We start from the raw sequence: 19,322 nt of genomic DNA on the forward strand, positions 1-19,322 counted from the left end.
TCTCCTTATCTGTGAAGATGATTTCATATATCACATTAGAATATGTAAACTATAAATAGAGGTAACGGCATTACTGCATGTCAACTTTAAAATTTTTATAATAGGAGGGCATCGAGATGAAAGAAGGATGGGAACGCGCAGTGCCGCCGATGCAACTAGACATCACACAAATTCATGACATCATTTCACCCGTATTCCCCGGTAAAAAAGTAGCAACCGCTGAACGGATCGGTACCGGACTTAGCAATACCAACTACAAAATTCGTCTGGAAGGCAGTGCAGAGCCTTTCGTGCTGCGCTTGTTCAGGAAAGGTCGGGAGATTGCCGAAAAAGAGCTGGCTATCATTCGAAGAGTACGCCAAACTGTTCCTGTTGCCGATTATATCTATGCGGATATGAGTTGCGGCGTATTCGATAAGCCATGGGCGATAATGGAGTGGAAGGAAGGCGGACTTCTTCGTGACGTGATGCGCGACGGAAGCGAGCAGGATCTCGTTGCCGCTGCAGCCTCCGCCGGACGCACTCTCGCCAACATCCATAAACACACTTTTACGGAATCCGGTTTCTTCAATGGGGACATGACAGTCCAGGATCCGATGAGGATGGACGGGGAACGGTTTCTCGCATTTATTGAACAAAGCCTCTTTCAGGATCTATGCGGCCAATGGCTCGGGGAAGAGCTAGCTCAATCGGTATGGTCCTTCAGTCAAACGTACAGTCATTTATTGTCGGAGATTGAAGATACGCCTATGCTTGTTCACTCAGACTATAATGGATTAAATATATTAATGCGGCATGGTCCTGAAGGATGTGAGGTTTCGGCAGTGCTTGATTGGGAGGACGCTTTTTCATGGAACCGATACGTAGATATAGCCAATATGCTTCGATACGAACCCGATGGATCTGTATTTGAAAAGAACTTTGTTCGTGCATATCGTGAGGAAGGAGCGGTTCTGTATGTTCATTGGAAAATCCTGTCCAAGCTTGAGGATCTTGTTGCCTTGTGCGATATGTTAACCCATTCCAGCTTAGCTACGCCCAATCGAATGCATGATCTTCAGCGTTTAATTGCGGGAACCGTTCAGGTTACGAAGGGCTGAATTTTTATTCTATTCGTAAATCAAAATAAGAATTTGAATTGCATTATAGACTGTCTTTATCTATAATAGACATCATAAGTCTGTAATAATGAATCTTGGTGGCAGTCTTCCTTGAGCACGAAGAAAAACAAGAAGGAATGTCTTCTTGTACTATTATTATAGACATTAAAGATCCAGAAAGGTGTTGGTATAAATGAGTGAACAAATGCATGATGTCCTTATTATTGGCGGGGGGCCGGCAGGCTTGAATGCTGCGTTGGTATTGGGGAGAGCTAGAAAACATGTGGTGCTGATGGATGAAGGGAAGCCGCGAAATCGGGTTACCCGCGAAACCCATGGTTTTCTTACCCGAGATGGCATTAGCCCATCGGAATTTCGCAGGATCGCAAGGGAACAGATTAGCGTTTATCCTTCTGTTAGTTTTGTAGAGGATACAGCCGCTTCGGTCACAGGTGTCGATGGTGATTTTCAAATCACAACAGGTCAGGGGACGGTATACCGTAGTAAAAAGCTGCTCTTTGCCGTCGGAAAGAAAGATATCCCATTGGATATTAACGGATTGGCAGACGTATATGGGAAAAGCGCCTTCGTCTGCCCATATTGCGATGGATGGGAACTGCGGGATCAGCCGCTTGTCGTGATTGCCAAGGGTGCGGGTGCAGCGCATTTTGCCAAAGTCATTGCAGGTTGGAGTGATCGTTATACGATCTGTACCAATGGACCGGATGAACTGACGGATGAACAGCGCCAAGAATTGGAGGAGCATAACATCCCCATATTCAGCTCCCCAATTCATCGCATTGAGTCGAACGAAGGGATGGTACGGCAAGTCGTGTTGGAGGATGGAGAGAGCATTCCTTGCACGGGCATCTTTTTTGCGCCGAAGCTGGTCTCCGGCTCTGAATTGCCGGCCGCTATCGGCTGTGATATCAATGAAGCCGGAAGCGTGGTCATTGATTCTTTTGGCAAAACGAGCGTGCCAGGCGTCTACAGCGCCGGTGATGCAGCCACCGAAATGTATCAAGCCATTGCCGCCGCTTCAATGGGAGCCTTGGCTGCGGCAGCCATCAATGGTGAGCTGCTTAACGAACGTTGGAATCGTTAAAACTTGAATATACGAGAGGCAGGCTTGGTTAGTATCCATGTCTGCCTTTTTAATACCCTTAGGGGATTTTTTGATTATAAATGATTCTTACACTCCGGGGTGGTGCCGTTTGTGGGTATGATGGAGTTATCAAGTAAAAGGAAGGGTGTTTGGAATGAGAAAAACAATGGACTACATCATGAATCAAGTTTGGAGGGATATGAACATTTAACCCTCCGACATTATGGAGGAGATCGATTTGAATTCTCGAACCAAGAAATTTTTGTCCTATTATAAACCGTATCTGGGGTTATTATTTGCAGACTTGGCATGCGCTTTTGTGGTCTCGGCCATTACACTCATGCTTCCGCTCTGTATACGATATATCACCATCAACGTGTTGGAAGGGAATTCCCCGAATCCGCTGAACCAAATCTATGCGGTGGGTGCCGTCATGCTGGCCATGGTCCTCATCCACACCTTCTGCGATATGTTCATTTCTTACAAAGGACATATGATGGGGGCTTATATGGAGAGTGACATGAGACGTGAGCTGTTTGACCATTTTCAGAAGCTGTCTTTTGGGTTCTACGATGAGAACAAAACCGGGCAGCTCATGACCCGCACCACCAATGACATTCTATCGCTAACCGAATTGTATCACCATGGACCCGAAGATATCCTCATTTCCGTTCTGAAGTTCCTCGGCGCATTCATCATCTTAATGTATATTGACGTGAAGCTTACCCTGATCGTGTTTCTCTTTCTGCCGGTCATGGCCGTGTTTGCTTTTTATTTTAATAAGAAGATGAATGTGGCGCTGCGGGTAAGCAAGGATCGGATCGGGGATATCAACGCGCAGGTGGAGGATTCTCTATCGGGTATCCGCGTGGTGAAGTCGTTTACGAACGAACATGTGGAGAGGAAAAAATTCGCCTACGCTAACGGGCGGTTCGTTGACAGCAGAAGGGAAGGGTATAAGAGCGAAACCTACTTTCACGAAGGGTTGGTCGGGTTTACCCAACTCATTACCATAGCGGTCATTGTGTTTGGCGGAGCCGCAATTGTGGATGCCTCGCTGGAACTGGCGGATTTGCTGACGTTTTTCTTATGCATCGGCATTCTCATCGAACCGATCCAGCGGCTGGTTAATTTCGCCAGGCTGTATCAGGAGGGTATCACGGGATTCGACCGGTTTATGGAGATTTTGGAGGTAGAGCCGGATATCGAGGATTCCGTGGATGCTGCGGCGATCACGCAGGTTCAGGGGAATATCACATTTCAGAACGTAAGCTTCCGATACAAAGATAACTATGGATATGTGCTGAAACATGTATCTCTGGACATCGAGCCCGGTGAGTATGTGGCATTGGTAGGTCCTTCCGGCGTCGGCAAGACGACATTGTGTTCGTTGATTCCGCGCTTTTATGAAGTGAGTGAAGGACGCATTATGCTGGATGGACACGATATCCGGGATATCACACAGCACTCGTTAAGAAGTCATATTGGGATTGTTCAGCAGGATGTATATTTGTTTGCGGGGACCGTCTTCGATAATATCCGGTATGGCAATATGGAGGCCAGCGAGGAGGAAATCATCGAAGCTGCAAAAAGAGCGAATGCCCATGATTTCATCATAGCACTGCCGGACGGTTATGATACGGATATCGGGCAGCGCGGCGTGAAGCTGTCCGGGGGACAGAAGCAGCGGCTCAGCATTGCACGCGTGTTCCTGAAGAATCCGCCGATCCTCATTTTTGATGAAGCGACCAGTTCCCTGGATAATGAAAGCGAGCGAGCCGTCCAGGATTCGCTGGAACGGTTGAGTAATAACCGCACAACGCTTGTCATTGCTCATCGCCTGACAACGGTACGGAATGCGCAGCGAATCGTCGTTTTATCCGAGGATGGAATTGAAGAACAGGGCACGCATGATGAATTAATTGCTCGTCAAGGCGCTTATGCGAATTTATACAATATGCAATTAACCATATAAGCAGGAAGAAAGGCGATTTGTGATCGGTTTATGCACCGGTCAGCAAATCGCCTTTTCCTATTGTTGGATCGATCTATAGATTGCGTGGTTGCGTTGCCCAGTTTCATCCGAAACAGGATTTACCCTTGAAGCGTTTTTCCAGGCTGCTGATCTTCCACTTCCTTGATTGCATTGTCCTCGTCTTGTACTTTCTCTTTCGATGAACTAAACCATCCGATAACGGCAATCAGCACAAGAACAATATAGAAGGATGCCTTCCAGATCGAGCTCTCCGGGAAGTGATGGTCGATAAGGGCAACATCGGGATGCGCAAGGGTGATGACTGCAAGTTTGACCCCTACCCAACCGACAATGAGGAATGCCGCCACTTCAAGTCCGGGGCGCTGCTGCAGCAGCTTCACGAAGTAGGATGCCGCGAAACGCATGATGATCAGACCAATGAATCCTCCCAGGAAGATGACGATAAATTGACCTCCGTCCAAGCCGCCGATGTTCGCCAGACCGCTTGGAGGCAGTGCCACAGCCAGCGCTACGGCTGCAAGTATCGAGTCTACGGCAAATGCGATGTCTGCAACTTCCACTTTGAAGACGGTCATCCAGAAGCCGGATTGCTTCTTGAGTTTGTCCGGTTTCGGCTTAGCGTCTTCCGTCGGTTTCTTGCCTTTGATAACGTGTTTCAATGTGTGATTGATCGAAATGTAGAGAAGATAAAGTGCGCCAATGGCTTGTACCTGCCATACGTCCACCAGGAACGAGATTAAGAACAGCGATCCGATGCGGAAGACAAACGCACCGAGCAACCCGTAAAATAAAGCCTTTTTACGCTGTTCCTCGGGTAAATGTTTTACCATAATGGCAAGGACCAGCGCATTATCTGCTGCAAGCAACCCTTCCAGTGCGATGAGCACCAACAGTACCCATCCATACTCCAATAAAAGCTCCATACTAGTTCCTCCTAGTTTTGTAGTATTGAAGGCACAAAAAGACCTCCACCGGCAGGTGAAGGCCCTTTATAATCCAAAAGAGACCTTCACCACAGAGTGTGTGGTAAAGGTCTCGCAAACAACGTATCGTTGCCAACAAAGCCGGGGAACTTTCCCGTAATGACGACTTTGTTGTGTCAGCTACTCCCCTTTAATCACGTTCCTGCATAACTGATATCGTCATCAGTTAAGCCGTGATATAAAGATATAAATTTTTGGGGCATAAGTCAAGCTTTTTTACTTGAATTCAGCAGAATACGACTCCATCGGAACGGTCTATTCTTAATGGTAGAGCGTCTCCTCACTTTTACATTAACGCTTGATAAAACCACGCTAAGGAACACAAGGGCAGCACCCCAATATTGATTGGAATTCATGATCTCGTGAGCAAACCAGAATCCGACCAGCGCCGCGAATACAGGTTCCAGGGAGAACACAAGTCCCGTCCGGGTAGCCGTGGTATATTTTTGGGCGATCGTCTGGAAGATGAACCCGACCGCGGTGCATACAACGCTAAGAACAAGGACGGCAATCCACGAGTGGGTCGTGCTCGGCCATACTGGAGTTTCAAAGAGTAGAGACGAGATGTACGCATACAATCCCGTGAACCCAAGCTGCAGGATGCCGAGGCTTAGCGTATCGACCTTCTGCGCGGCAGTGCTTACCATATTAATATGAAGCGCATAACATAATGCCGCCGCTATACAGAACAGATCACCGATCTTAAATGTAAAAGGAAGCTGGATGGTCAACAGCGCAATGCCGGTTAAGGCTAGCAAAATACTGACAATCACTTTGTTCTCTATTTTTTTCTTAAATAGAAACGTATGTAATAAAGGGACAAACACCACCGTTAAACTGACCAGAAATCCGGCATTGGATGTTGTCGTGGTCTTCAGACCGAAGGTAAGCGCGGTGAACATGATAAATAATATAAAGCCTAGGAGCATGGCATACCGAATCGTCTTTACGTTAACCTGGCGCAAGCGGGGGAAGAAAATCACTCCTGCGAGTATAAAGGCCAATCCGAAGCGTAGGGCTATCAAATTAAACTCTCCTAGCGAATCCAGTCCCATTTTCATAAAAAGATAGGACGAGCCCCAACAAATGGTGATGAACAAAATCATAAGATCGGCCTTCAGCGGTTTCAAGTTCTTTTTCCTCCTTCTAGTGATTGAACAAAATCAGTATACTCACGTACAATAGACAAGTAAAACGAATGTTTCTAATAATAAATATGAGTAAAATTAATGTATGAAATGATCAGGAGGATTTCCCGTGAGTATAAATAAATTCAAAGTATTATTGAAGGTCGTCGAGCTCGGTAGCTTAACCAAAGCCGCCGAAGTCATGGGATTTACACAGTCCGGTGTCAGTCACATGATCAACAGCCTGGAAGATGAGTTTGGTTTCTCGTTGCTGATCCGGAACCGTTCAGGAGCGAAGCTGACGACCAATGGTGAGGAGATTCTGAAGACGATACGTGAAATCCTGAAGTGGAACGAACATTTGGAGCAGCAGGTAGCTTCCATTCATGGTATCGAGCTGGGTACCATCCACATCGGTACCTTTACCAGCGTCGGTGTTCACTGGCTGCCGGGGATTATTCAGGATTTCCAGCGGGATTATCCCCATATCGAGATTCGATTGGTTGAAGGAGATTACCGGGAAATTGAGGATTGGATCGCGGAGGGCAAGATTGATTGCGGGTTCCTGTCACTTCCAACGTTGGATATATTCGATGCGATTCCCCTGCATCAAGACCCGATGCTCGTATTGCTGCCTATGGAACATCCGCTCAGTGCTGAGGACTCTATTACATTATCCCAGATTGAGAATGAACCGTTTGTTATGCCCAGTAAGGGTTCCGATTATGATGTGAACCGGATGCTGGAGAAGGCCAGGATCAAGCCGGATATCAAATATACACTTAGTGACGATTATGCCATTATGGCCATGGTGGAGAAGGGCCTCGGCATCAGCATTCTTCCTGAACTTGTGCTGCGAGGGCAGCAGCGAAATATACGGTTGATCGAATTGAAGGAGAAGAGCTTCAGATCGCTTGGCATTGCCGTAAACTCCATGCGGGAAATATCTCCAGCTACGAAGCGATTCTTGAATTATGTTAAGAGTTACCCCAAGCTGTAGCTACTAAACGGGGGCTAAATGAGGCTCGTACCTAGCATCCAGACTCTATTACAGGGCAAGAGCTTCGTTCATGTTATTTCACTACATAAAACAATTCGTGTCACAAAATCGCTTGTTGGGATTGTTATATAGGTAAACAAAGAAGGAGGTGAGCTCGCTTGCAGCCAACCATCCCCGGGGAAGCGGAAGGAAAGAGAGAAGCCATTGAAGCGGTTGTAGAACAAGTCAAATTAGGAGATAAACACGCATACCAAGCGATCATCCTCCAGTTTGAGCAGCAGATGTACACGTACTGCTACTATATTCTAAAAAATCATGCGGAGACCGAAGATGCGGTACAAGAAATTTTTATTCGTGCCTATGAACATCTTCATCAGTACAAGAGACAAGTGTCTTTCTCCGCCTGGTTGTATAAAATGGCCTATCATCATTTGATCAATATCAAAAAGAAGCAGAGCCGTTTTCTTAACCTGATCGAGCATTACAAGGAACAGCAGCCGGTTATGCAAATATCTCAGCACGAGCCGGTTGTGTACGAGCTGTTAACCTACCTGACAGCAGAAGAACGACACATACTGCTGCTGAAGGCGGTTGAACAGTATACCTTTGAGGAAATCAGCGACATTATGGGAATCAAATCAGCAACGATACGAAAGAAGTATGAACGGTTACGACATAAACTGTTGGACCGAATAAGCCAAAAAGGAGAGGTGGCACGTGGGACAATTGCCGAAACAAACGGAATTCGCTGAAATGAATGCACTAGAAGAAATGATTCGTGAATCGTCTTTACCGAAGAATAGCATGAGCTATCAAATTATGAACAGGATTGGAGAACGTGAAATGACAAGGACAAGAACATCATCCAAACGGCAACCGAACGTTTTAAAAAGAACAATACTCGTTGCATCCGCAGCTGCTGTGCTGGGAGGAAGCGTAATCGGGTCAGGATTTGTATCGCCGGTCATGGCAGCAACCCTGAAACAAATTCCAGTGCTCGGCGTGTTATTCGAAGGAACCAGCGAAGATGCAGTTAAAGCCGCTATAGAGCAAGGGATTCTATCCGAACCTAACTTGAGCGTAACTCACGATGGCGTGACGTTGAAGGTAGCTGACGTTCTATATGATGGAACCCGGTTGTCCTTTATACTGGAGCGCGAGGGAGTGGATTTGCCGGGTACAGCTTCTCCTTATATAAGCGAAGATGCTAAATTCATCGGTAATCCTGATAGCGAGTATATTAAGTCGAGGACAGTAGCTAAGGAAGATCAGGAAAAAGGTTATATCGAAATGCCGCGAATTCTGGTAGACGGACAAGAAGTGGCGATGGGTGAGGGCAACTTCGGAGACTATCCTAAACAGGACAATGCCTATATCGTTGAGCTTACCAAGGGTCTGAATTTGCCTGATCAATTCGAGCTGTCCATTCAGGCCAACGTAACTCAAGTGAATGAAACCTTTGAATTCAAGGTCCCTGTGAATGTCACTAATAAATCGGTTGTCGTGAAGCCGGAGCAGGCTACGAAATCGGATGGACAATTCAGTTATACCGTCAAGCAATTGGATATTTCACCGGTATCGACCCGCCTGGTTCTGGACAGTAAAGGCGAGGTGCCGGCTTCTGCAGAGCAAACAGGCGACTACAGCGCCAGCATGGTCTATTATGAGCTTGTGGATGATCAAGGAAATGTCCTGAACCCAAGAAGATTCGGTTACTTCCATAGCGAACCCAAAACCGAATACCATATCGATGAACTGTACAGTCCTATTAACGGAACTCCGAAATCCATAACGATTAAGCCGTTTACCCTGACCGTAAACAACAAGGATTGGAGCGTTGTCGGTCAAGGGAAGGACAGCCACGGGGATAAAACATATCTGAAGGATCTGGAAATGACCATTCCGGTTCAACCATAACAACGAGTGTAAGTATGGGAGAGGCCCGCATAGCTGCGGGCCTCTCTTTCATATGGTTAAGTTTCGGCCCGAAATGTTTTGCCTAACGGATTGCCAAGGCCATAATAATGCCGAAAATTATAGATTAGCGGACTCCATTTGGCGGGATCAATGTGATGTTCATTCAAGATGATATTGTTATGGGCGTGTACATGGATCGCCTGTGTTTCGACAATGGCAAACATGGAAGAATAGTCGGGAATCCGAATGTTTTTCACGGTAGCCTCGATTTGAATGGGACACTCCATAATGCGAGTTGGCTTTACGGTGACAGAATCCGCAGGCGTTAACCCACATACCGCATATTTATCTTTTTCATATGAAAAACCGTTCTTTGCCTTATCATCAGGAACTGGATATTTTCCTGTGTGAGGGGCTAACTGCTCAACATTTTCCCATATGGAAGGGTCAGGAAGGTTGATGACACATTCCGGATGTCTTTCCAAGTTCTCTATCGCTTTACCCCCGAGTCCGATTCCTAAAATAATATATTCCCCGAGCGCCCATGAAGAGGATATGGGACTAATATTTACGGTATCATCTTCATTTAGCGTATTGAGTAAAATAACCGGAGTTCCATAGTAAAGAATTTTCGGTTTAATGATGTCCGTGCCGATCATGCCAGTAATTTCCTTCATAAAAAGATTCCTCCCAAATGATCTGTTCTATCCAAAATCATTGTAAAATAGAAAAGATTCGATGCTCATCGAAATGTGGATTACATGAGGAGGGATGTAGATGTATGCGAATCCAAATGCAGCCTTGGTAGCATCACTCGTTAGTGAGGCATCGAGAGCGGCTATATTAACCGTCTTATTGGATGGGCGCTATCACCCGGCAAGCGAGCTGGCGTACATGGCAAAAATTAAACCGCAAACGGCCAGCTTCCATTTATCGAAAATGGTAGCGGCGAATCTGGTCACCGTCGAACAACAGGGAAGACATCGTTATTACGGAATACAGGATCAAGAGGTTGCCCAGGTCATGGAGACACTTCTATCCATAACGCCTCCTGTCGAAATAAGATCATTAAACCAAGCCACGGAGACTGAAGCCATACGTCAGGCAAGGACTTGTTATGATCATCTTGCGGGGAATTTGGGAATCCAATTGACAAATTCGCTGCTCAGCGCCGGGGTCATATCCGAAGTGGAAGATCAATATATGGTTACAGAAAAAGGGGAGAACTTCTTCAAGGAATTTCAGATTGATCTGAGTCGTGTTAAGCGCCAACGCCGCTCTTTCGCACATCGATGCCTGGATTGGAGTGAAAGACGCCATCACTTGGCTGGAGCATTGGGCCATGCCCTGCTCGAAAGATTACTCGAGTTACATTGGATACAACGCGTTCCAAGAACAAGAGCCATACAAATTACGCCTGAAGGCAAAGAGGGGTTAAAAGAAACATTCCATATTGATATGGAGTAGGAACGGGGTTTAGGTATAGGACTAATGGTGCAGATCGACGATGCAGATAAATTTATGGATGCAGAAATATGAATGCAAAAAAAAATAAAAAGGACTGCCCTCACCTCATCGGAAGATGAAGGGGACAGTCCTTGAATTAGAGATTAGCGCAGTGTTTTCAATGCTCCGCTCCATGCAAGCACTTGGTCAAGCATGCCATTCAGGTTGACGAGATGAAGATCAGCTGGTTTGAACACAGAGCCATTCTCGAAATCAGTGAATAACGAAAGTGCTGGGTGTACACGGACATCCGCTACGGACAATTCGCCCAGAATTCCACGCAGATGTTCGGCTGCACGAGCGCCGCCAACAGAACCATAACTTACGATACCTGCAGCTTTATTGTTCCATGGCTCACGAGCAAAATCGAGTGCATTTTTCAAAGAGGCAGAAATACTGTGGTTGTATTCTTGTACGATGAATACAAAGCCGTCAAGACTATTCAGCTTATTGTTCCAAGCGGTAGCTTGCTCTGTAGCATCAGCTTCGCCCAAAAATGGGAGCTTGTAATCAGCGATATCTACGATCTCGTAGTTTGCATCTCCGCGTTCATCAGCAATACGTTTAACCCATTCACCTACTTGTGGGCTTAAACGGCCTTGACGGGTACTTCCTAAAATGATACCAATATTCAATTTAGACATGTTGTTACCTCCCGATTATTTTAAATGTATTTTTACCGTGATGTGTTTGTTATTTTGCATGAGCTAATCATAATCTCAGGGAATTAACTTTGTCAAGTAGCTTACAAAAAGTTCGTGGAGAATATTGCGATTTTTTTGTTTATCCAAAGTACGGTTGGATTTGTGCCTGAATCGGACGGTATTTTGTACCCGTATAGGCAACAGCAATGTTATACTGATCATATGCCCTGGAACAAAATTTCTATGTCAAGAAAAATGGTAATCCAGCAGCAAAAGTACATATAAAGATTGGTGAGGTGAATCAAGTATGGAACTTAGACAATTAAGAGCCGATGAGTTTGAGATCAGTACAAAATTATCTGAATATGCCTTTCAATATACGCTAACACCGGAGCAGCGAGAATCCAGTCAAAAGCATTTTAAACCTGAACACTTCTGGGGGATTTTTGATGGAGAAGAGCTGCAAGCGAAACTGACCATCATCCCGCTGCAAGTTTATTTGCATGGAAACATATTCGATATGGGCGGTATTGCCGGCGTGGCAACATGGCCGGAGAACCGCAGACAGGGACATGTATCTACATTGCTCAAACATGCATTGCAAGAAATGAAGAGCAAAGGCCAGATCCTTTCCTTCCTGCATCCATTTTCGATTCTGTTCTATCGTAAATTTGGCTGGGAACTTTACGCGGAATTTAAAAAGTACATCATTCCAGTTTCTAAATTCCCGCGTAAGGTGGAAGTGCCTGGCCGCATTGTCAGAGGCGTAACCGATATTCCTACATTGGACGGCATGTATCATGCCTATGCCAGTCGCTATAACGGTACGCTTGTGCGGGATGAAGCATGGTGGACAAGATCCGTGCTGCAGGGTGACAGTCATAGCGTTGTTTATTATTCAGCTGAAGGCAAACCGACGGGCTACGCGTTATATGAGCTCAAAGACAAAGATCTCGTGTGCGACGAATTTGTATACCTGAATGAAGAAGCACGAAGTGCACTCTGGACCTTTTTTGGAAACCATGATTCCAGAATTGAGCAGGTTACGATGACAATGGTGCCTGGAGATGATCAGCTGCCATTTATGCTGCCGGATCCACGCGTTACCCAGGAAGTGGTCCCATACTTCATGGCCCGCATCGTGGATTTGAAATCCTTTGTGGAGCAGTACGCTTTTGAAGCGCATCGGGAAGCCGAGATGACTATCGAGGTGGAAGATTCCGCTGCGCCTTGGAATGCAGGCCGATGGAGTTTGTCGGTTAATCAAGAGGGGAAAGCGGAGCTGTCGGAGCTTCCGTCCGATCATGGGGAGCAGACTGATCTGTCGACCGATATTCAGACGTTGTCGGCGCTGTTTGCGGGATACAAAAGACCACAGGAGTTGCATGCCATTCACCGTCTGACCGGAAATCCCAAGGCTGTAACACAATTGGAGTCGATGATTCCCGTCGGTCAAACCTACCTCATGGATTTCTTTTGAGAAAGGGAGAAGATTTGGTAATTCGCAGACTGTTGCCTGAAGAGCTGGGGAGCCTCTTGGATACGATCAACAGAGATCAGCATTTCTTATATTATTCCTACCTTACGTGCCGGAAGAATCAGACCGTTCATTATGGGCAGTTCTCAGAACATGGAGAGCTGCTGGGTGTTGCGGCTTTTCTGAAAGGGTTGCCTTTCTATGCCTTTTCGGTTTTTCCTCTTCAGACATCATTTCGATTTCAGTCCGTGCTGTCCCGAATGAAACGAGATCTGGAATTACCCGATGGGGCAAAGGGGAGCTTTATCGTGAATGAGGATGAATGGGAGGTTCTGGACGCTGAGATTGATGTGATGAAACCTCCCGCAGGTATCCTACTCATGAAGCATCGGCATCTTGAAGATTTGCCGTTAGGAGATGACGAGGTGTTTCGTTTAAACCCCTCATACTTTGATATGATCGAGTCGAAAATGGTTGAATTCCATTCGATGGCTTTTGCAAGGGAAGAGCTTCAAAACCCCTTCTATGGGGTTGTTCAGAATCAGGAGCTCATCGCTCTCGGCGGATACCATATCTATAGCGATGATTATGTTGAGCTTGGGATTATTGGCACGGATGCTGCGTGGAGAAGACAAGGGTACGGCAAAAAGGTATGCGCGGAATTGACCCGTAAGGGGCGTGCAATCACTCCCCACGTGTATCTGAATGTGCTGGAGAAGAACGTAAACGCGATACGTTTATATCAGTCCCTGGGATATGTTACGGTGTGCAAACAGTACATCGTTGAATTCGCTTTGTAGTTAGGAGCAAGGAAAAGAAGCCTGACCAATCAGGCTTCTTTCGTATGATTAGGTCAACCAGAAACAGCTGGTTGGCCTTATTTTGTAGTTGCTTTAAATGGTCGATATCTGGTCTAACCAGGGGCTTCTAGAGGAACCGTCCCGAAACAAAACTGTTTTCCCACTACCGTCCCGTGAGTTTCTCTCGTTTGTACGATTTTTGGTACAAATCTCTTACAGCCGCTGGCATTTGGATCTCGTTTGTACGATTTTTCATACAATTGTTCTATTACGGCTCCCCTTCGTGCCCGTTTTGTGCGTTTTTTCGTACAAATCTCTTGAAACAGCTAGCATTAGACTCTCTGTTGTACGATTTTTCATACAATTGTTCTATAACGGAACCCTTTCGTGCCGATTTTGTACGATCTTTCGTACAACTTCATCGGTGGTACCTCTTAACCCTCAGATTGTAAGTTGTTCCGTACAATTTTATGTTGGACTAAATGACCCACACATGTTGGTGATCATATCGCAGAATTCAAGTGTATTATAAGTCGATTACTATAGTGAATATAGCGAAAAAGAGTGGAGTAGGCTTTATTTACGGACTAAACCAGTTCGAGCAATATCTTGATGACGCGTTGCAAAACAAGAAACCAGCTTGGCCTTATTTTGTAGCTAGCTTCGAGGGGTGTTACAACCTGTTTTCCGAAACGACGCACCGTGTGCTTGCGGGTAGCCTACGGGGCGAAACTGAGTCGGAAAATCTGGAGAAGAGACAGGAAGGTCTCCTGCAAAATCAAGGTGGGATAACCTATATAAGATCATTCCAGAACCTCCCTTTTGGGAAAAATATACAACTCCCCGTTATCTCCATATTCCGCATAAGCAATATCCTCCAAGGAGTCAAAGCCTTGCTCCCTCGCCTTTTGTTTGATCTCGTTGTGATCAATGGGTTTGCCCAGCATCGATTGTTCAAGCAGTTTGCCCTTGTCGATGACCGTAACCGTTAAGATGTCCGGCTTGGCTTCCATCCCCATATCCTGGGCCGTCGGCGGTTCGAACTCGGGTTTGCGCATAACAGATAGCGATCCGTCTGTCTCCAGAATCGCATACTTGACTTCATTTAAGGAGAAGATGCCTTGCCGTCTTAGCATGGACAGCAGCTGTTTATATTCCATTTCGTATTTGTTCAACCACTTTTGGTTGATCCTACCGTTATTAATCAGAAGTACCGCTCGGCCTTCAGTCAAATATCCAAACTTAACAAAGTGGGTGGCAGCCTTCTCGAAGAGGTAAGATACGGTCGTCCAAAGAGCAAGAGCGAACAATAGATGGCTGATTTTAACGGTATCATCATACAGGGTGTTGCCGACAATTTCGCTTAGTACGAGGGATGTCAAGAAGTCAAGCGGTGTAAGCTGACTGATGGTTTTTCTCCCCGTAACAAAAGTAATAATCCATAATCCAAAAAAGCTGATGACCAGTTTAATCCCTATATCCATATACATGTCCATGGGTCAGCCTCCTTGAATGGTAATATCATATGCTATGATATTAAACGCTTTGACTTTAAGTAGAAACAAGGTAAGTCTATACGGGAATGATCTGAATACGCAGGGAAACCTTTCCTATTGATAAGCAGTCTTCGGGTCGAATTCAAACATTCGATGTCTTCTACCAATCTGGATATGGACGGGGTTGAAATCACCCCTATATCAATTGAGGAATCGATATTTAATGAAATAACGAGGTATGTATTAATATTAAACAGCAACTAGACAAGCCGTTTCACCGTGCGGAAGAGCAGCAGCATTCATCAATTGTTGGAGAAGTTACCGGAGGAGTATGACACACAGGCCAAAGAAGAATTTATTGATGTTATAAACAATATGGAATAAACACTTGAAAGTGACGCGACGTCATCTTGTAAGATGTATTTTGTGATAGAAAATTACGATCTATGTCATAAATACATACAGAGGGAGATGGACGGAATGAATAAGGGAGATGTCATTATTTACGCTTGCGTCATCATCGGGGCGGGTATTGGTTTAGCTCTGGGAAGTGCGTTTCCAGGAGTTCTGGTCGGTTTAGGCGTTGGATATCTGATTAAAATGTCTATGAACAATGAAGAAAAGTGACCATGATAGAGATACTGACATAGGATGTATTGGGAGACTGGAGGTTATCCATATTAACATGGATCTGTCAGTCAGATTCTGTTTGACAATTACAAAAAACTGACTTATAGTACTTTACTATCAGCAACCATCAAAGACATGATTCTTGAAACGACCTGCCCAGAGAGGGAAGCGATTGGTGAAAGCTTCCTCCGTGCTTGCTTCTTGGATTACCCCTTTGTAGCTGTGTTTTTGAACCCTGATCGGTCGTTTGACTATCGAGATATGGAACTAGAAAACACCGAGTCATCCCCGTTACCGGATGTCTGAATGAGGATCGAAAAGAGCACGCTGGCCGTATGAGCGAATGCAACTTTCGATCAAATTAGGGTGGAACCACGAGCTGAACGCACTCGTCCCTTAGGGATCGAGTGCTTTTTTGCGTTCAAACAAAATTTGATGGAGGGATAACAATGTCAATTGTAGTAACGCTGCCGGACGGAAGCCAAAAGGAGTATCCCGCACAAACGACGATGAGCCGCATCGCGGAATCCATTCATTCAGGTCTAAAGAAACAGGCTGTTGCAGCCAAAGTGAATGGGAAACTCGTGGATTTGGATTATGAGCTGTGTCAAGATGCGGAAGTAAGTATTATAACGCTGGATTCAGAGGATGGACTATACGTGTATCGGCACAGCGCGGCTCATCTGATGGCCCAGGCCGTTAAACGAATCTATGGCAGGAAGTCCGTCCATTTTGGGGTAGGGCCTGTCATTGAGGATGGTTTTTATTACGATATGGATCTGGGGCATTCGATTACAACCGATGATTTGATTGCCATTGAGGGAGAAATGCAGAAGATCGTTCAGGAAGACCTGCCGATTATTCGCAGGGAGGTTGGTCGTCAGGAGGCTGAACGTATTTTCAAAGATGACCCATACAAGATGGAGCTGATCCGTGAATTGCCGGAGGACGAGGTCATTTCGGTCTATGAGCAAGGGGAATTCATTGATTTGTGCAGGGGGCCGCATCTTCCTTCAACGGGCAGAATCAAGGCATTCAAATTAATGAGTGTGGCGGGTGCTTATTGGCGGGGGAACTCGGACAATAAAATGCTGCAACGAATATACGGAACGGCGTTTCCGAAGAAGTCGCAGCTCGAGGAGCATCTATTGCTGCTGGAAGAGGCTAAGAAACGGGATCATCGGAAGCTGGGAAAAGAGCTCGGGCTCTTTATGTTCTCAGAGGAAGCGCCCGGCATGCCTTTCTTTTTGCCAAACGGGATGATCATCCGCAATGAACTGGAGCAATTTGCAAGAGGACTTCAATTCCATAACGATTATGATGAAGTGCGCACGCCGCTGATGATGAACAAGCGGCTGTGGGAAATGTCCGGTCACTGGGATCACTACAAAGACAATATGTATTTCACGCAAGTGGACGAGACGGAGTATGCGCTGAAGCCGATGAACTGTCCAGGGCATATGTTAGTCTACAAAAATTCGCTGCACTCCTACAGAGAGCTGCCCATTCGTATTTCCGAATTTGGTCAAGTGCACCGCCATGAGTTCTCAGGAGCTCTTAACGGCATGATGCGGGTGCGCACGTTTTGTCAGGATGATGCGCATATTTTTGTAAGACCAGATCAGATCCAGGAAGAAATCAAGCAGGTTATCGATTTTATCAGCCAGGTTTATCAAGTTTTTGGCTTTGATTATACAATCGAGTTATCGACAAGACCGGAAGATTCCATGGGCTCTGAAGAATTGTGGGAGCAGGCGGAGTCATCGCTCCAGCAGGTGCTGGATCAACTAGGGCTGCCGTACCGGATTAATGAAGGGGATGGCGCGTTTTATGGACCGAAAATCGATTTTCATATCTTGGATTCCTTAAAGCGAAGCTGGCAATGCGGTACCATCCAACTGGATTTCCAATTCCCTGAAAAATTCGATCTTTCCTATATCGGAGAAGATAACCAGAAGCATCGGCCGGTTGTTATTCACCGGGCGGTATTCGGATCTATCGAGCGATTTATCGGAATTCTTACAGAGCATTACGGTGGGGCTTTCCCGATGTGGCTCTCTCCCGTACAGGTTATGATCATACCGGTGTCAGATCACTATATCGATTACTCGTTAAAGGTGAAGAAACGTCTGGAGAATGCCGGCATACGAGTGAACGTCGATGTAAGAAATGAAAAGCTGGGTTATAAAATCCGTGAAGCGGGTCTGTTAAAAACGCCTTACACGCTGGTTCTTGGCGAGAAGGAAATGAACTCCGATCACGTATCGGTCCGTAAACGGGGCGAGGGTGAACTTGGTGAAAGCTCCATAGATCAAGTGATTGAACGGCTTCAGAAAGAGATAGCGTCAAGAGAATATTAATTCTTCGAACGGACTGCCCCTGTAAAGGGGCAGGATGATTTTCATCACCGTACATAGCCTCAGGGCATGGTATAATTTGGATGCCCCTGTTAAGTGGGTGGAACATGTAAATGATGAAGGAGAGGGTACCGTTGCAAACGTACCAGAGCAAAGAAGCTTTAATCACTGAAATTCAAAAAACGTACAAGCTTTTTGACCAAGAATTTGATGATGTTCCAGAGGATAAAAGGAATCTTCGTATTGGCGAAGTGGACAGAACACCCCAAGAAATGATCGCCTATCAGCTCGGATGGCTAATGCTGGTAATGAGCTGGGAGAAGGATGAACTTGCGGGTAAAGAAGTTACGACGCCAACCCCTGACTATAAATGGAATCAATTGGGGGCGCTGTATCAGCAATTCTATCATACGTATGATGGATATTCTTTGGAAGAATTACGTTCGTTGTTGAAGCAGAGGACAGAAGAATGGTGTGAATGGATCAACCAATTGAGTGAGGAAGAGTTATTTCATTCGGGTGTTCGCAAGTGGACGGTAACCAGTGCCAACTGGCCGATGTGGAAATGGCTGCATATCAATTCCGTCGCACCGTTCAAAAGCTTCAGAACCAAAATCAGAAAGTGGAAGAAGTACGACGGCTAGACTATATCGCTCGGCAGACATGAGGGGCCGTCCCATTTAGATCTAGTTGCTTGACGTACGGCTCTCATAAACAGAAAGTGTGTCAAATAAAGCTATGGCGGTGCTCAGGATGTTATTCCCACACCGCTATAGTTTCTGTTTGATCAGATAGAGCTGGTCCATGGTATTTGAATGTACAAAAGAAACCGTTCCTTTCGTAAATGGTTTGGGTAGCACCTCCATTTTACCAAAGAACGGTTTCTTTGCGTCTAAAAAAGTATGAAATCTGCACGGCGTAGCGGAGAGGACGAATCGATTCCGGACAAGCGTCAGCGCTCGCCATTGCCCCCCGCATTTCGTCCTTGCTCAGAACCATTCCAAGAAATTTGGGGGCAACAGCGATGGTAGGAACCATTTCGTACATGGAGCGTCTTCTAACAGCAAGAAGGGGCTTCCGGCAAGATCTAAGATCTTTTGGGACTCTTTTTTTAGTTGGATTCGAGCGAAAAGGAATAGGCTTGTTCCATTTTTACCGCCCTAGGGACCCGAAAGTCAAAATAT

At 45.9% G+C, this 19,322-nt stretch carries 18 protein-coding genes; 12 read left to right on the forward strand and 6 right to left on the reverse strand.

The window, feature by feature from the left end:
- Positions 1 to 116 precede the first annotated feature (116 nt).
- The 3 genes from J7E85_RS12870 to J7E85_RS12880 all read left to right on the forward strand — a co-directional run bounded on the left by J7E85_RS12870 (position 117) and on the right by J7E85_RS12880 (position 4,180).
- A complete protein-coding gene (locus J7E85_RS12870; RefSeq protein WP_215158355.1) occupies positions 117 to 1,100 on the forward strand; it encodes a phosphotransferase family protein in 984 nt (327 codons plus the stop codon).
- 193 nt (positions 1,101 to 1,293) lie between these two features.
- Positions 1,294 to 2,205: an NAD(P)/FAD-dependent oxidoreductase gene (locus J7E85_RS12875; protein WP_215158357.1), complete on the forward strand. Its 912-nt coding sequence runs from the start codon at positions 1,294 to 1,296 to the stop codon at positions 2,203 to 2,205.
- A gap of 238 nt (positions 2,206 to 2,443) precedes the next feature.
- Positions 2,444 to 4,180 (forward strand): ABC transporter ATP-binding protein, encoded by a 1,737-nt coding sequence (locus tag J7E85_RS12880; RefSeq protein ID WP_215158359.1) that lies wholly within the window; start codon positions 2,444 to 2,446, stop codon positions 4,178 to 4,180.
- Positions 4,181 to 4,299: 119 nt separating this feature from the next.
- On the opposite strand, the gene J7E85_RS12885 is transcribed toward J7E85_RS12880, so the two are convergent.
- Both J7E85_RS12885 and J7E85_RS12890 read right to left on the reverse strand, forming a co-directional pair.
- Complete coding sequence (locus tag J7E85_RS12885) at positions 4,300 to 5,124, reverse strand: TerC family protein (RefSeq protein ID WP_215158361.1); 825 nt, start codon at positions 5,122 to 5,124, stop codon at positions 4,300 to 4,302.
- Positions 5,125 to 5,390: 266 nt separating this feature from the next.
- Complete coding sequence (locus tag J7E85_RS12890; RefSeq protein WP_215158363.1) at positions 5,391 to 6,314, reverse strand: DMT family transporter; 924 nt, start codon at positions 6,312 to 6,314, stop codon at positions 5,391 to 5,393.
- Positions 6,315 to 6,441: 127 nt separating this feature from the next.
- On the opposite strand from J7E85_RS12890, the gene J7E85_RS12895 reads away from it, so the two are divergent.
- The 3 genes from J7E85_RS12895 (at position 6,442) to J7E85_RS12905 (ending at position 9,228) form a co-directional block, all read left to right on the forward strand.
- Complete coding sequence (locus J7E85_RS12895; protein ID WP_215158365.1) at positions 6,442 to 7,311, forward strand: LysR family transcriptional regulator; 870 nt, start codon at positions 6,442 to 6,444, stop codon at positions 7,309 to 7,311.
- Positions 7,312 to 7,469: 158 nt separating this feature from the next.
- On the forward strand, positions 7,470 to 8,063 hold the full coding sequence (locus J7E85_RS12900; protein WP_215158367.1) for an RNA polymerase sigma factor: 594 nt from the start codon (positions 7,470 to 7,472) through the stop codon (positions 8,061 to 8,063).
- Positions 8,029 to 9,228 (forward strand): DUF4179 domain-containing protein, encoded by a 1,200-nt coding sequence (locus J7E85_RS12905; protein ID WP_215158369.1) that lies wholly within the window; start codon positions 8,029 to 8,031, stop codon positions 9,226 to 9,228. The genes J7E85_RS12900 and J7E85_RS12905 overlap by 35 nt, the downstream gene beginning before the upstream one ends.
- 56 nt (positions 9,229 to 9,284) lie before the next feature.
- On the opposite strand, the gene J7E85_RS12910 is transcribed toward J7E85_RS12905, so the two are convergent.
- Positions 9,285 to 9,905 carry a flavin reductase family protein gene (locus tag J7E85_RS12910; protein ID WP_215158371.1) on the reverse strand — a complete coding sequence of 207 codons (621 nt, stop codon included), beginning with the start codon at positions 9,903 to 9,905 and terminating at the stop codon, positions 9,285 to 9,287.
- Between the two features lie 100 nt (positions 9,906 to 10,005).
- On the opposite strand from J7E85_RS12910, the gene J7E85_RS12915 reads away from it, so the two are divergent.
- The gene (locus tag J7E85_RS12915) at positions 10,006 to 10,695 is read left to right on the forward strand and encodes an ArsR/SmtB family transcription factor (protein ID WP_215158373.1); all 690 of its coding nucleotides are present in this window, start codon (positions 10,006 to 10,008) and stop codon (positions 10,693 to 10,695) included.
- Positions 10,696 to 10,838: 143 nt separating this feature from the next.
- On the opposite strand, the gene J7E85_RS12920 is transcribed toward J7E85_RS12915, so the two are convergent.
- Complete coding sequence (locus J7E85_RS12920) at positions 10,839 to 11,378, reverse strand: NADPH-dependent FMN reductase (RefSeq protein WP_213644784.1); 540 nt, start codon at positions 11,376 to 11,378, stop codon at positions 10,839 to 10,841.
- Positions 11,379 to 11,685: 307 nt separating this feature from the next.
- Between J7E85_RS12920 and J7E85_RS12925 the strand changes: the two genes are divergently transcribed.
- Entirely contained in the window at positions 11,686 to 12,858 is a 1,173-nt protein-coding gene (locus J7E85_RS12925) for a GNAT family N-acetyltransferase (RefSeq protein ID WP_215158375.1), read from the forward strand.
- Positions 12,859 to 12,872: 14 nt separating this feature from the next.
- Complete coding sequence (locus J7E85_RS12930; RefSeq protein WP_215158377.1) at positions 12,873 to 13,655, forward strand: GNAT family N-acetyltransferase; 783 nt, start codon at positions 12,873 to 12,875, stop codon at positions 13,653 to 13,655.
- A gap of 803 nt (positions 13,656 to 14,458) precedes the next feature.
- Here the strand turns inward: J7E85_RS12930 and J7E85_RS12935 are convergent.
- A complete protein-coding gene (locus J7E85_RS12935) occupies positions 14,459 to 15,151 on the reverse strand; it encodes a DUF421 domain-containing protein (RefSeq protein ID WP_215158379.1) in 693 nt (230 codons plus the stop codon).
- A gap of 480 nt (positions 15,152 to 15,631) precedes the next feature.
- On the opposite strand from J7E85_RS12935, the gene J7E85_RS12940 reads away from it, so the two are divergent.
- From J7E85_RS12940 to J7E85_RS12950, 3 genes are all read left to right on the forward strand, one after another.
- Positions 15,632 to 15,778: a hypothetical protein gene (locus tag J7E85_RS12940; RefSeq protein WP_202618922.1), complete on the forward strand. Its 147-nt coding sequence runs from the start codon at positions 15,632 to 15,634 to the stop codon at positions 15,776 to 15,778.
- Between the two features lie 452 nt (positions 15,779 to 16,230).
- Entirely contained in the window at positions 16,231 to 18,141 is a 1,911-nt protein-coding gene (gene thrS / locus J7E85_RS12945; protein ID WP_215158381.1) for a threonine--tRNA ligase, read from the forward strand.
- A gap of 110 nt (positions 18,142 to 18,251) precedes the next feature.
- Positions 18,252 to 18,782: a ClbS/DfsB family four-helix bundle protein gene (locus J7E85_RS12950; protein ID WP_251035682.1), complete on the forward strand. Its 531-nt coding sequence runs from the start codon at positions 18,252 to 18,254 to the stop codon at positions 18,780 to 18,782.
- Positions 18,783 to 19,005: 223 nt separating this feature from the next.
- Here J7E85_RS12950 and J7E85_RS12955 read toward each other — a convergent pair whose 3' ends face one another.
- Entirely contained in the window at positions 19,006 to 19,185 is a 180-nt protein-coding gene (locus tag J7E85_RS12955) for a hypothetical protein (protein ID WP_215158383.1), read from the reverse strand.
- Positions 19,186 to 19,322 lie beyond the last annotated feature (137 nt).

Origin of the sequence: Paenibacillus sp. ISL-20 (assembly GCF_018613005.1) — a bacterium.
In the GTDB taxonomy this organism is placed as follows: Bacteria; Bacillota; Bacilli; order Paenibacillales; family Paenibacillaceae; genus Paenibacillus_AQ.

Bases quoted from the DNA above. Each gene is read 5' to 3' on its own strand.
- J7E85_RS12870 (WP_215158355.1), top strand. From the start codon at position 117: ATGAAAGAAGGATGGGAACGCGCAGTGCCGCCGATGCAACTAGACATC.
- J7E85_RS12875 (WP_215158357.1), top strand. From the start codon at position 1,294: ATGAGTGAACAAATGCATGATGTCCTTATTATTGGCGGGGGGCCGGCA.
- J7E85_RS12885 (WP_215158361.1), bottom strand. From the start codon at position 5,124: ATGGAGCTTTTATTGGAGTATGGATGGGTACTGTTGGTGCTCATCGCA.
- J7E85_RS12910 (WP_215158371.1), bottom strand. From the start codon at position 9,905: ATGAAGGAAATTACTGGCATGATCGGCACGGACATCATTAAACCGAAA.
- J7E85_RS12915 (WP_215158373.1), top strand. From the start codon at position 10,006: ATGTATGCGAATCCAAATGCAGCCTTGGTAGCATCACTCGTTAGTGAG.
- J7E85_RS12920 (WP_213644784.1), bottom strand. From the start codon at position 11,378: ATGTCTAAATTGAATATTGGTATCATTTTAGGAAGTACCCGTCAAGGC.
- J7E85_RS12925 (WP_215158375.1), top strand. From the start codon at position 11,686: ATGGAACTTAGACAATTAAGAGCCGATGAGTTTGAGATCAGTACAAAA.
- J7E85_RS12935 (WP_215158379.1), bottom strand. From the start codon at position 15,151: ATGGACATGTATATGGATATAGGGATTAAACTGGTCATCAGCTTTTTT.
- J7E85_RS12940 (WP_202618922.1), top strand. From the start codon at position 15,632: ATGAATAAGGGAGATGTCATTATTTACGCTTGCGTCATCATCGGGGCG.
- thrS (WP_215158381.1), top strand. From the start codon at position 16,231: ATGTCAATTGTAGTAACGCTGCCGGACGGAAGCCAAAAGGAGTATCCC.
- J7E85_RS12950 (WP_251035682.1), top strand. From the start codon at position 18,252: ATGATGAAGGAGAGGGTACCGTTGCAAACGTACCAGAGCAAAGAAGCT.
- J7E85_RS12955 (WP_215158383.1), bottom strand. From the start codon at position 19,185: ATGTACGAAATGGTTCCTACCATCGCTGTTGCCCCCAAATTTCTTGGA.